13 protein-coding genes are annotated in these 12,228 nt (G+C 71.8%); 8 read left to right on the forward strand and 5 right to left on the reverse strand.

What is annotated here, in order from left to right:
- The first annotated feature begins 6 nt into the window (after positions 1–6).
- Positions 7–777, forward strand: a complete 771-nt coding sequence (locus ABZU46_RS01345) for an isoprenyl transferase (protein ID WP_234589120.1) — start codon at positions 7–9, stop codon at positions 775–777.
- Between the two features lie 27 nt (positions 778–804).
- On the opposite strand, the gene otsB is transcribed toward ABZU46_RS01345, so the two are convergent.
- The 3 genes from otsB to ABZU46_RS01360 all read right to left on the reverse strand — a co-directional run bounded on the left by otsB (position 805) and on the right by ABZU46_RS01360 (position 2,656).
- Complete coding sequence (gene otsB, locus ABZU46_RS01350; protein ID WP_354854088.1) at positions 805–1,629, reverse strand: trehalose-phosphatase; 825 nt, start codon at positions 1,627–1,629, stop codon at positions 805–807.
- 67 nt (positions 1,630–1,696) lie between these two features.
- The gene (locus ABZU46_RS01355; RefSeq protein ID WP_354854091.1) at positions 1,697–2,050 is read right to left on the reverse strand and encodes a hypothetical protein; all 354 of its coding nucleotides are present in this window, start codon (positions 2,048–2,050) and stop codon (positions 1,697–1,699) included.
- A 162-nt stretch (positions 2,051–2,212) separates the two neighbouring features.
- Positions 2,213–2,656, reverse strand: coding sequence for an XRE family transcriptional regulator (locus ABZU46_RS01360; RefSeq protein ID WP_204943358.1), 444 nt, complete (start codon positions 2,654–2,656; stop codon positions 2,213–2,215).
- A gap of 264 nt (positions 2,657–2,920) precedes the next feature.
- On the opposite strand from ABZU46_RS01360, the gene ABZU46_RS01365 reads away from it, so the two are divergent.
- From ABZU46_RS01365 to ABZU46_RS01395, 7 genes are all read left to right on the forward strand, one after another.
- The gene (locus ABZU46_RS01365; RefSeq protein ID WP_354854093.1) at positions 2,921–3,277 is read left to right on the forward strand and encodes a hypothetical protein; all 357 of its coding nucleotides are present in this window, start codon (positions 2,921–2,923) and stop codon (positions 3,275–3,277) included.
- Positions 3,278–3,308: 31 nt separating this feature from the next.
- Positions 3,309–3,644 (forward strand): hypothetical protein, encoded by a 336-nt coding sequence (locus ABZU46_RS01370; RefSeq protein WP_007455629.1) that lies wholly within the window; start codon positions 3,309–3,311, stop codon positions 3,642–3,644.
- A gap of 390 nt (positions 3,645–4,034) precedes the next feature.
- Positions 4,035–5,450, forward strand: a complete 1,416-nt coding sequence (locus ABZU46_RS01375) for a PhoH family protein (protein ID WP_354854096.1) — start codon at positions 4,035–4,037, stop codon at positions 5,448–5,450.
- A 277-nt stretch (positions 5,451–5,727) separates the two neighbouring features.
- Positions 5,728–6,408 (forward strand): lytic transglycosylase domain-containing protein, encoded by a 681-nt coding sequence (locus ABZU46_RS01380; protein WP_354854098.1) that lies wholly within the window; start codon positions 5,728–5,730, stop codon positions 6,406–6,408.
- 115 nt (positions 6,409–6,523) lie between these two features.
- Complete coding sequence (locus ABZU46_RS01385) at positions 6,524–7,177, forward strand: rhomboid family intramembrane serine protease (protein WP_354854101.1); 654 nt, start codon at positions 6,524–6,526, stop codon at positions 7,175–7,177.
- A gap of 105 nt (positions 7,178–7,282) precedes the next feature.
- Positions 7,283–8,251 (forward strand): NAD(P)/FAD-dependent oxidoreductase, encoded by a 969-nt coding sequence (locus ABZU46_RS01390; protein ID WP_354854304.1) that lies wholly within the window; start codon positions 7,283–7,285, stop codon positions 8,249–8,251.
- A 65-nt stretch (positions 8,252–8,316) separates the two neighbouring features.
- Positions 8,317–9,921 carry a hypothetical protein gene (locus tag ABZU46_RS01395; RefSeq protein ID WP_354854104.1) on the forward strand — a complete coding sequence of 535 codons (1,605 nt, stop codon included), beginning with the start codon at positions 8,317–8,319 and terminating at the stop codon, positions 9,919–9,921.
- Between the two features lie 271 nt (positions 9,922–10,192).
- Here the strand turns inward: ABZU46_RS01395 and ABZU46_RS01400 are convergent, their stop codons facing one another.
- Together ABZU46_RS01400 and glpX are read right to left on the reverse strand one after the other, a co-directional pair.
- Positions 10,193–11,164, reverse strand: coding sequence for a DMT family transporter (locus tag ABZU46_RS01400; RefSeq protein ID WP_354854107.1), 972 nt, complete (start codon positions 11,162–11,164; stop codon positions 10,193–10,195).
- Positions 11,161–12,192 (reverse strand): class II fructose-bisphosphatase, encoded by a 1,032-nt coding sequence (glpX, locus tag ABZU46_RS01405; RefSeq protein ID WP_354854110.1) that lies wholly within the window; start codon positions 12,190–12,192, stop codon positions 11,161–11,163. The genes ABZU46_RS01400 and glpX overlap by 4 nt, the downstream gene beginning before the upstream one ends.
- Positions 12,193–12,228 lie beyond the last annotated feature (36 nt).

Genomic DNA, 12,228 nt, shown 5'->3' on the forward strand with positions numbered 1-12,228 from the left:
TAGGTGATGACGCTGCGGAACCTTATCTACTCCGTGTACGAGCGCCGGCTCACGGCGAAGCTCGCGGGCAAGCCGGTGCCCCGACACGTCGGGGTGATGTGCGATGGCAACCGCCGGTGGGCGAGGGAGATGGGCTTCGTCGACCCCAACGACGGGCACCGGGTCGGCGCGGCGAAGATCAAGCATGTCCTCGGCTGGTGTGACCAGGCCGGCATCGGGCACGTGACCCTCTACCTGCTGGCCACCGACAATCTGCGCCGCCCGGCCAGCGAGCTGGACCCGCTGCTGCAGATCATCGAGGACCTGGTGGTGGAGCTGGCCGAGGAGGGCAACCCCTGGCGGCTGCGCATCGTCGGCGCGCTGGACCTGCTGCCCGCCCAGACGGCGGCGGCGCTCAAGGGCGCCGAGGAGCGCACCCGGGACCGCAGCGGCGGCGCGGAGGTCAACATCGCCGTCGGCTACGGCGGCCGGCGGGAGATCACCGACGCGGTCCGTTCGCTGCTGCTGGAGCACGCCGCCTCGGGCGGCACGATCGAGGAACTGGCCGAGGTGCTGGACGTCGAGCACATCGCCGAGCACCTCTACACCCGCGGCCAGCCCGACCCCGACCTGGTCATTCGCACCAGCGGGGAGCAGCGGCTGTCCGGTTTCATGCTCTGGCAGTCCGCGCACTCGGAGTTCTACTTCTGCGAGCTCAACTGGCCGGATTTCCGGCACATCGACTTCCTGCGCGCGCTGCGCTCGTACGCCACCCGCCAGCGCCGGTACGGCGCCTGACCCTGCTGCGGGCGCAGGAGAGCCCGGTCAGGGCAGCCGGGTGAGGGCTCGGGTGAGGAAGTCGCCCAGTGCGGCCGGGGACTCGATGGTCAGGTCGGCGGCGTTGGCCACTTCCTGACCGGTCTCCGGGTTGGCGACGGCCACGCAGACGCCGAAGAAGTCCGGGTCCGCCTCGGCGCGGGCGCGTAGCGCCGCGAACGCCTTGATGTCCGAGACGTCGTCGCCGAAGTACCAGGCGCCGGTGGCACCCTGGACCACCTCGCCGATCACCATGCCCTTGTCCCGGTCGACGGGCGGCTTGAGCTCCAGCACCATCCGCCCGGCCTGCACCCGCAGCCCCAGCCGGTCGGCCTGCGCCTGCCCCCACTGCTGCACGGTCGGGCCGAGCTGCGGCGCGGTACGCCAGTGCAGCGCGACCGAGAGCCGCTTGAACTCGACGAGCGTGCCGGGTGGCAGCTCCGCCCGGGCCAGGTCGGCCAGCTCGGCCATGGTCGGCACCCACGGCAGGGCGGTGGGCTCGGTGACGGTCTCGCCACCGGAGTGGCTGTGCTCCAGCCCGTAGAGACCGTAGAGGTCGACGCCGCTCAGCTCGCCGAGGCGGTCCCGAAGGAACTCCACGGGCCGCGCGGAGACGATCGCGATCCGCTGCACCACCGGGGCCAGCGCCTCGATCGCGGCGAGGGCGTTGGGCGCGGGGCGGACCGCCGTCGGGTCGTCGTCGACGGGCGCGAGTGTGCCGTCGAAGTCGAAGAAGAGCACGGTCCCCGCCGCCCGGCCGGCAGTGACCTGCCATGCCTGATCGGCGTTCAACGGGGTCCTCGGCTGGTGGTTGCCCAGATTCAACGGCGGCACGCGCGTCAGCGTACCCCGGCGTTGAGGGCTCATTCCTGGCCGAGCACCACCGCTCGGCGGCGCGCGATCAGCGTTCGGCGGCTCCTCGTCCGCGGCGTCCGAACGGCACCACCGCCGCGTCCTGCCCGTGGCTGAGCAGGTAGCCCTCCACGAAGCCGGTGTTGCGGTCCCCGGTGCGGGTCTCGATCTCGGTGAGCCGTGCCACCAGGAACTCGGTGAGTGCGCTGATCCGGTCGTTGAGCCGTTCGTGCAGCTCCGCGACGACGGCCAGGATGACCGCCGTGCCGGCGCTGATGAGCGCGAGAAGGTTGACGAGCAGCGGCAGCTGCCCACCGTTGACCGCGAGGGTCACCACGTTGCCGGTCGCCCACAGTGTCATCGACACCGTGGCGACCACGACTGCCCACCACTTCAGGGTCATGGACAGACCCCTCCTTATGTCCCGCAGGGCTGGGTTCGGCCTTGTCCCGTCCCCCCGCCGATGACGAGCCCAAGCAGTACGAGTACGGACGCTAGCGTGCCCGTTCCGACCCCGGAGCGAAACGAATGAACCTGACCAGGCGTTCTTTCGCCATCTGAGGAACTAGCCTGCCTGATTGCCCCTATTTCGGACATCGACCGGCAACGTTGGGCGGTATGCGAGGTATCTAATGGTTTCGCGGATGTGGAACTTCTCCGCGTCCGACACGTTCGGGTCGACGAGGCGGCGCAGCAGGGCCTCCACGTCCGGGTCCATCGGTGGGGCCGGCTGACCGGCGCGGGGGCCGGTCGCGGTGCGGTCCCAGCCGAGCGCGGCGAAGGCGGCGGCCGGGTTCAGGCCCAGGCCCTCGCAGAAGGCGACGACGCGTTCGGCCTCGGGGTCGCTGGCCCAGTCCCCACGGACCCACCGGTTGATGGTCTGCCGGGAGACGCCGGTACGTCGGGACACCTCGGTGCCGCTCCAGGCCCGCGTCGCCCGCGCCTCGTCGAGGGCGCGCCGGACGAAGGTGGCGAAGGCGATCTTTCGCGCATTGGCCGTCTCGGTCACCCCGTGACGGTACGGCCAGCCTGGCTCGGGCGTACGCCCAGGCACGCCGCTGTCACGCAGACGTGACGGTTCTCTCGGATTCGCGGTAAACGATCCAGCGTCGCTCTGGAGGGGTGTCACCCGGGCAGAATAGATGCCCGTAGTGGCGAATGTAAGCGGACGAAAAGCTGATACTGTCACGCCCATGGGACAATCTACGGTGTGTCACGTGCATGAGACGACTGGTGCTCGCATGCGTCACGCCCCCGGCGCCGAGGGGGTGTGGTGACCGAGCTCGCCACCCGAGCCCAGGCCTTCGGGCTGATCGCCGAGGGAGTGGCCGCGGGGCTGAGTGCCCCGTGGCGCCTCTATCTCGCCCGAGGCTGCCGATACCTGTCGCTGAGCGTGGGCGACCGCACCGAGTGGAACGCCTGGCGTACCCACCTCGGCTGCCCCGAGTTGAGCGTCCGGGTCTACGACGCCGGCGGGGAGATTCGCCGCTCCTCCGTCGCCGAGGTCGTGGTGGACGGCTGCCGGATCAGCGTCGAACTGGTCGAGGAGGTCAGCACGGACGACCTGGACCGGCTGCTGGTCGCGGATCCCACCATCGACCCCACCGCGGTCGAGCCGGAGGAACGATGATGCGGCGTCCGGGCCGGGTCGGGGCCGCCCGATGAGCCCGTTCCTCGTGGTCTTCCTCGTCCTGGTGCTCGGTGCCACCAGCTACGCGGCCGGCCGGCTGCACGGGCAGCTCAGCTACCGCATCGGCTACCGCTTCGGCTACCGGCAGGGCTACTTCGACGGTGACCGGGGCGCCTGGAACCGGCGTCGACGCGACGCCCAGGCGGCGATCGCCTCCGCCCTGTCGGTCTCCTCGGCGGGGGCCGTCCGCTCCGCCGGCACGGTGGCCCGCCCCGGCACCACGTACACCGGCTCGTCGTTCACCGCGCCGGCCGCCCCCATCACCGGGCGGCACCCGACCGGCACGCTCGTTCGACGGACCGGCTGAGCCGGCCGGCGGGCCGCCGCGAGCGGTCCCGCCGACCGGCGCCGAGGAACGCGGTGCGTCGTCCGCGGCGGACACGCACCGTCGGGGCCACGTCAGACCGGTGACGGTGGCCCCGCCGGCCGGGATGCGCGCAGGGGGCATGCATCCCGGCCGGCTTGCCGCGCCGTGCCGCCGGCTCCGCGGGTCGCCGTTGCCGGAGATCCACGATCGCCCCTAGCCGGGACGGTCCGCCGCCGCTAGCGTCTAGGCATGGCACGGGGTTCTCCCGAGCCAGCCGGTCCGCCCGGATCTGCGACCTCGCGCACGGGGTTCCGCATCCGACCCCGTGTCCCCGGGCACCGGACGAGGCGGAACACGGGTGGCCGGGTGCCCATCCGTCGGAGCAGGCCTGTGACGACTCGCCGTACCACCGCCGGTGCCGACCAGACCCCGGCCGCGACTGCCACGACCCGCCGTGCCCCCCGGAGCCGCCGCAGCGCGGCAACCGCGCCGGCCGACCCCAAGGAGCCGCGACCAGCGGGCCAGGCGTTCGTTCTGGACACGTCCGTGCTGTTGTCCGATCCGGCGGCGTTCCACCGCTTCGCCGAGCACGAGGTGGTGCTGCCGCTGGTGGTCATCACCGAGCTGGAGGGCAAGCGGCACCACCCGGAGCTGGGCTGGTTCGCCCGGCAGTCGCTGCGCATGCTGGACGAGCTGCGGATCCGGCACGGCCGGCTGGACACGCCGGTGCCCGCCAACGACGCCGGCGGCACGCTGCGGGTGGAGCTGAACCACACCGACGACGGCGTGCTGCCTCCCGGGTTCCGCACCGAGAGCAACGACGCCCGGATCCTCTCCGTGGCGCTCAACCTCGCCGCCGAGGGCCGGGACGTCACGCTTGTCAGCAAGGACATGCCGCTGCGGGTCAAGGCCGCCTCGGTGGGTCTGCGCGCCGACGAGTACCGCCACGGCCAGGCCAGCGACCCGACCTGGACCGGCATGTCCGAGCTGGAGTTGGGCGAGGAGCAGATCTCCGCGCTGTACGCCGGCGACACGCTCGACGTCGACGAGGCGGCGGGTCTGCCCTGCCACACCGGTCTGGTGCTGCACTCGTCGCGCGGCTCCGCGCTGGGCCGGGTGCTGCCGGACAAGTCCGTCCGGTTGGTTCGGGGCGACCGGGAGGCGTTCGGCCTGCACGGCCGCTCGGCCGAGCAGCGCGTCGCCCTCGACCTGCTGCTCGACGAGACGATCGGGATCGTCTCGCTGGGTGGGCGGGCCGGCACCGGCAAGTCGGCGTTGGCGCTCTGCGCCGGGCTGGAGGCGGTGATGGAGCGTCGCCGGCACAAGAAGGTGATCGTCTTCCGCCCGCTGTACGCCGTCGGCGGCCAGGAGCTGGGCTATCTGCCCGGGTCGGAGTCGGAGAAGATGTCGCCGTGGGCGCAGGCGGTCTTCGACACGCTCGGCGCGGTGGTGCACGAGAACGTGCTGGAGGAGGTCACTTCGCGGGGCATCCTCGAGGTGCTGCCGCTGACCCACATCCGGGGGCGCAGCCTGCACGACGCCTTCGTGATCGTGGACGAGGCCCAGTCGTTGGAGCGCGGCGTGCTGCTGACCGTGCTGTCCCGGATCGGGCAGGGCTCCCGGGTGGTGCTCACCCACGATGTCGCCCAGCGGGACAATCTGCGGGTCGGCCGACATGACGGCGTGACGGCGGTGATCGAGGCGTTGAAGGGTCATCCCCTCTTCGCCCACGTCACGCTCAGCCGGTCGGAGCGCTCGCCGATCGCCGCAATGGTGACTGACCTTCTGGAGGACATCCCGTTGTGATGGGAGCTTTGTAGGCTTTCGTCCAGATTCTGAGTGTGGCGCAGATCACAAACGTGCCGGTTGGTTTCCCATCAGTCTCACTGTGCGCGATGGTGTCCCACGAGCGCCCACGCACCACAGGCATCGTTGGTGATCGTTCGTCCAGGCTCTGGGCGGCATCGGTGACGGTCGGTGCGTCGGCGCGACCGGCTCACCGGTCGGGGCGCTCACGGCACGGCTGAGGGCCACCTGGCCTGGCGCCGCGTCGTGTCCTTGCCCCCAACGAAGGGACCACTTCGTGAGTCGGCTGTGGAGCCGGTTGGGCGCCCGTACGGCCGCTGTCGCGCTGCTCTCCGTGGGCGTAGCCGGTGGCTTCTATCTGGGCCAAGACCGGGAAACCCAGCAACAGGGACTGGCCGCGCAGGAGAGCGTCGAGGTCGACCGGATCGACTTCGCCTACCAGCGCGAGCGCCAGGCCAGCCACCAGATCGCGTTCGCCCGGCAGCGGGCCGCCGAGTACCAGGCCAAGCTGCGGGCGGCTCAGGCCGCCAAGGAGGCCGCCGAGCGGGCCCGCCGCGCCGAGGCCGCCGCGGCGTCGCGCAAGCGCGAGCGCGAGGCCGCCGCCAACGAGGTCGCCAAGCCGTACGAGGGGCGGATCCCGGCGTCCTGCGAGGAGTACAGCGGCAACCGCAAGATCGGCTGTGCGCTGATGATCGAGGCGGGCTTCGGCATCGCCGAGTTCCCCTGCCTGGAGAAGCTCTGGACCAAGGAGAGCGGCTGGAACCACAAGGCCAGCAACTCCTCCTCCGGCGCGTACGGCATCCCGCAGTCGTTGCCGGGCAGCAAGATGGGCGCGATCGCGGACGACTGGCGGACGAACCCGGCGACCCAGATCAAGTGGGGGCTGGGCTACATCAAGGGCAAGTACAAGACGCCCTGTGGCGCCTGGAGCAACTTCCAGAACAACGGCAACTACTGACGTCGCCGAACGGCGGGGCGGGTGGGCGACCACCCGCCCCGCCGTCGTGCGTACGCCCGGTGCGTGGGCGGGACGCGAGTGGCGGTCGGCCCCTTTTGCTGATAGCAGTTGGGGGGTGACCCTGCCACCGCCCAACGGCGACCCCTACCGGTTCGGCACCGAGGCGTTCTACGCCGCCCTCGGCCGGGCCTTCGTCGCCATGTGCGCGGTGGTCCCGTTCCTGTTCCTCATCGAAGCCGTCGACCAGGGGCTCGCGTTCGGCCTGGACGCGACCGCCGGCATCATCCCGCACCGCATCGACGGCCTGGACGGGGTCTTCTTCTCGCCGTTCCTGCACCACGGCTTCGACCACCTCTACAGCAACAGCATCCCGCTGATCCTGCTGGGCACCTTCGTGCTGGCCGCCGGTGCCCGCCGGTTCCTCTGGTCGACCCTGATCATCATCCTGGTCAGCGGGCTCGGGGTCTGGTTCACCGGCTCGCCCAACTCGGTGGTGGTCGGCGCCAGCGGGGTGATCTTCGGGTACCTGGGCATCCTGCTCACCCGGGGCATCGTCGAGCGCAGTTGGTGGAATTTCGCCGTCTTCCTGCTCGTCGGTCTGCTCTACGGCTGGCAACTGGTCGGCATCCTCCCCACCGACGAGCGGATCTCCTGGCAGGGCCACCTGTTCGGGCTGCTCGGTGGCGTGGTGGCGGCGATCCTGTTCCGCCGTCGTCGGCCGGCCGTGGATGGCCCGGACTACTCGGGGTCCACCCTCAGCCTGCCCTGACCTGCTCCTCGGCGCGCCCCTGGGACATACTTGCCCGACCGCTGCGCCCCGCCTACCGTCGAGATCAGCAAGCGTTGATCCGTGAGCGGAAAGCGACGGTACGCCATGCGCGAGGTCGATGTCGCCGTGATCGGGGCCGGTCCAGCCGGCCTCTTCGCCGCGTACTACGCCGGGTTCCGAGGGTTGTCCGTGGCGGTGATCGACGCGCTTCCCGAGCCGGGCGGCCAGGTCACCGCCATGTACCCGGAGAAGCTGATCCTCGACGTGGCAGGCTTCCCCGCCGTGAAGGGCCGCGACCTGGTCGCCAACCTGGTCGCCCAGGCGGCACCCTTCAACCCGCAGTACCTGCTCGGCACGAGGGCCGAGAAGCTGTCGTACGCCGATGACCGGCCGGTGCTCGGCCTGGCCGGCGGCGAGCAGCTCGGCTGCGGCGCGGTCGTGGTCACCGGCGGGCTCGGCAGCTTCAGCCCACGGCCACTGCCCTGCGCCGACGGCGCTCCCGGCGCCGGCATCGTCTACTTCGTCACCGACCCGGCCGAGCTGACCGACCGGGACGTGCTCATCGTCGGCGGCGGCGACTCCGCCTTCGACTGGGCGCTGGCCCTGCAACCGCTGGCCCGCTCGGTGACCCTGGTGCACCGGCGGGAGAAGTTCCGGGCACACGCCTCGACTGTCGCCCGGGTGCTGTCGCTGCCGGTGCGGGTGGTGGTCAACGCCGAGGTCACCCGCCTGATCGGGGACGCCACGGTGACCGGCGCCGAGGTGACCGTGCGCGGCGGAGCGGCCGAGACCCTGCCGGTGGACACGGTGGTCGCCGCCCTCGGCTTCACCGCCGACCTGGGCCCGCTCGCCGAGTGGGGCCTCCGGCTGGACCGCCGGCACATCCTGGTGGACAGCGCCATGGCGACGAACCTGCCCCGGGTCTTCGCGGCCGGCGACATCACCGAGTACCCGGGCAAGGTCCGGCTCATCGCCACCGGCTTCGGCGAGGCCGCGACGGCGGTCAACAACGCGGCGGTGGCCATCGACCCGGACGCCCACCTGTTCCCCGGGCACTCCTCCGACGCTGGCTGACCGTCGGTATCGGACACACACCGGCGCGTGTCCGGACCGAGACGCGCCGGGCCGATCCTGAGGGAATGACGGGGCCCGAGACATCGCGTGACGGCGCACCCACGACGCTGGCGTGGCTCTGCCACCCGGCCACACTCCTGGCCCTGGTCGTGCTGCTGGTCAACGACCACGTGTTGAAGGCGGCGTTTCCCGGCCTGCTCACCGGCAAGCTGAGCGACGTCGCGGGCCTGGTGCTCGCCCCGCCGCTGGTGGCGGTGCTGCTGACGCTGCTGATGCCGCGGCTGCCGGCCCGGGCGGCCGCGTGGGTCGGCCTGGTCGCGGTGGGTGCCGGGTTCGCGATGGTGAAATCCAGTGGGTACGCCGCTGAGCTGGCCTCCTCGGCGTGGACCGCGCTGGCGGGGCCGTCCCTGGTCCGGGCCGACTGGACCGATCTGTTCGCGCTGCCGGCGCTCGGCCTGGCGTGGTGGACTTGGACCCGGGCCCGGACGCGACCGGTGCGTTACCGGACCGCTCGGCTGGTCCGGCTGCTGGTCGTGCTGCCACCGGCGATGTTGGCGGTGGCCGCCACCAGCGCGGTCCGCTACCCCTACGCGCTCGGCACCACGACGCTCGACGGCCGCCCGGCGATCTCGATCGGCGCGGGCTTCGAGGATCCGTACATGCCGGACGAGCCGGCCGACGGCCGTTGGCGGGTCAGCGAGGACGGCGCGACCACCTGGCGGGAGGCCACCGACGACGAGGCGAGCCGGCTGAACAGTCAGGACTCCCCGCGCCAGCAGGCGTGCGCGCCGGACGACTCCCGACGCTGCTACCGGGTGGTCGCCGGACACCTGCGGGTGGAGCAGAGTGACGACGCCGGAGTGACCTGGCGGGTGGCCTGGGAGGTGTCGGACGCCCGGCGCGACGAGTTGGCCCGCCGGTACGAGAGCCCCGGTGACCCCCGTCGCCACTTCTCCGCACGGGAACTGGTCGTCTACCCACACGCCGGGGGTGGCCACGAGGTGCTGGTCGCCAACGGCCGGGACGGATTCCTGCGCCGTCTGTCGGACGGCGGATGGCGGCGCGAGGGCTTCCTCAGTGTCCGGTACACGGACCCCACGCCCGAACTGCCCGCCGTGTACGACGGCGGGCGGGTCCAGCGCACGATCGACGTGTGGCTCGCGATCGCGCTCGCGTTGCTGCTTGGCTGCGCGGTCACCGTGGTCGCCGGTCATCTGGCGATCCGACGTGGTGGCGGCGGTCGTGGCTGGGGGATCGCCGGGGCCCTCACGCTCCTGCTGACCGGACTCGTGTTGAACGCTTCCTGGTCCCAGGTCGACGGCACCGGCGTGGTCACCGTGCTGGTCGTCGTGCCATTGGGCGCGTTGGCGGTGGCGGTGCTGCTCCTCGTACCGTGGCTCGGCCCCGCGCCGGACCGTTGGGTGGGGTGGACCGTGGGCAGCTTCCTGCTCACCGTGATCCTGGCCGGGCTGCCGATGGTCGGCTGGCTCAACGGGACCCCGGAACAGGCCCGGGTCGCGGTCCCGCTGGCCCTGCTGGCCACCGTGCCGGGACTGCTGCTGGGCGTCCGGCTCGCCAGCCTGGCCGACCCGACCCGTGAGGAGAACCGGCGCGATACGCCGCCCTACCCGCCGTACCAACCCCTGCCGCCACGGGCGTCGCTCCACTGACGCCCGGAACGAGCACGCCGACAGGGTAGATCTTGGACACTTTCCGTTAGCAGCTAACGGAAAGTGTCCAAGATCGCCAGCGATGGCGGGTGAAGCGGCCCGGGGTCGTGCCGCGCGGGGGAGCATCTGGTCGTTTGGGATGGGTCATTCAGGTGAACGGTGTGCGCCTGGTCCACCCGACGAACCGAGTGAACAGCGCCTCTGGTCCGGGCATCCCGCTGGATCGCTGAGCACCGACCCAACCAGGACTGAGCCGACACCCCGGCGTCGGTCAGCGGCGGGCGGGTGGTGCCAGCGCGGCGATCAGCACGGCCACCATGGTCAGCGCGGCCCCGAGCAGGGTGTTCACGCCGGGGTGCGAGGCCGCGGTGGGCAGCACCAGGTCAAGCAGGACCGCGCCCACGATCTGACCGGCGATGGTGGCCAGGCCGAGCAGCAGCACACCCGTGAACCGCACGATCGCCGCGGCGATCGCGATGAACACGATGCCGATCGGGCCGCCCAGGTAGAGCCACGGCTCGCTCGGCAGGTGACCGGTCGGCCAGCCTCGTACGGCGAGGTCGATCGCGAACGCGACGAGCAGGGTGGCCGTACCCACGGCGAAGTTGACGAGCGTGGCGGTCAGCGTGTGGTCGGCCGCCGCCCGGACCCGGCCGTTGACCGCCTGCTGCCAGGCGGTGCCCACCCCCGCCAGCAGCGGCAGCAGGGCCAGCGCCAGCGCGCCCGGCGCGCTCAGCCGGTCACCGACCGCCAGGCCGACCGCCAGGACGGTGAGGACCGCGCCGGCCAGCCGTTGCCGGGTGATCGGCTGCCGGCCGGTCGGGCCGATGCCGGCCCGGTCCACGGCGAGGCTGCTGCCGGACTGGCCGGCGACCACGGCCACGGTGAAGACCGCTACGCCCAACGTGCCGATGGTGAGCCCCTGCGAGGCCACCAGGAACGCGCCGCACATCCCGCCCAGGCACTGCCACGGCCGCAGCGCGCCGGCCGCGAGGGCACGCCGCAGCGTGACCAGCCCCCGTCGCCCGCCGGGAGTGGCGGGTACCAGCACGAGCAGCACCAGCAGGCCCAACCCGAACGAGACCACCGCGGCGGCGAAGCCGTCGGCCAGGCGTACGCCCAACTCGCCGTTGATGCGGGACTGCACCGCCACCGCGACCCCGGAGACCGACGCCAGCGCGACACCGGCGGTCCGACGGGTCGCGGAGAGGGTCTGCGGTGTCGCGGTGCCGGTGGTGGTCACTCCTGCTCGGCCAGCGGTCGACCGTCGAAGTCGATGGCGGAGTAGAGCGCCAGCTTCTCCAGCCGGTGGTACGAATCGATCACCCGGATGGTGCCGCTCTTCGAGCGCATCACGATCGACTGGGTGTACGCGCCGCCGGCCCGGTACCGCACCCCGCGCAGCAGGTCCCCGGACGTGACCCCGGTCGCCACGAAGAAGCAGTTGTCCCCGGTGACCAGATCGTCGGTGCTGAGCACCCGGTCCAGGTCGTGCCCGGCGGCGAGCGCCTTCTCCCGCTCCTCGTCGTCGCGCGGCCAGAGCTTGGCCTGCATCGCCCCGCCCATGCACTTCAACGCGCAGGCCGAGATGATGCCCTCCGGCGTGCCGCCGATGCCCATCAGCACGTCGACGTCCGACTCGCCCCGGGCCGCCGCGATGGAGCCGGCGATGTCGCCGTCGGAGATGAACCGGATGCCCGCCCCGGTCCGGCGGATCTGGGTGACCAGGTCGTCGTGGCGGCTGCGGTCCAGCACGCAGACCGTCACCTCGGACACGTCGGTGCCCTTGACCTTGGCGATCCGGCGCACGTTCTCGGCCACCCCGGCGTTGATGTCGATCACGTCGGCGTACGCGGGACCGACGGCGAGCTTCTCCATGTAGAAGACCGCGCTCGGGTCGAACATGGCACCCCGCTCGGAGACGGCGAGCACCGCGAGGGCGTTCGGCATGCCCTTGCTCATCAGGGTGGTGCCGTCGACCGGGTCGACCGCGACGTCCACCTCGGGGCCGGTGCCGTCGCCGACGTGTTCGCCGTTGAAGAGCATCGGGGCGTTGTCCTTCTCGCCCTCGCCGATCACCACGACGCCACGCATCTGAATGGAGTTGATCAGCTTGCGCATGGCGTCGACGGCGGCTCCGTCGCCGCCCTCCTTGTCGCCCCGGCCGACCCAGCGGCCGGCTGCCATCGCCGCGGCCTCGGTGACCCGGACCAGGTCGAGGGCCAGGTTACGGTCGAGATCCTGTGGGATCCGCGTCCTGGTGTTCGTCATGACGGCTGCTCCTCCTCGCGACGGTGCGGGGACGGC

Origin of the sequence: Micromonospora sp. NPDC005197 (assembly GCF_040608295.1) — a bacterium.
Taxonomy (GTDB): Bacteria; Actinomycetota; Actinomycetes; order Mycobacteriales; family Micromonosporaceae; genus Micromonospora.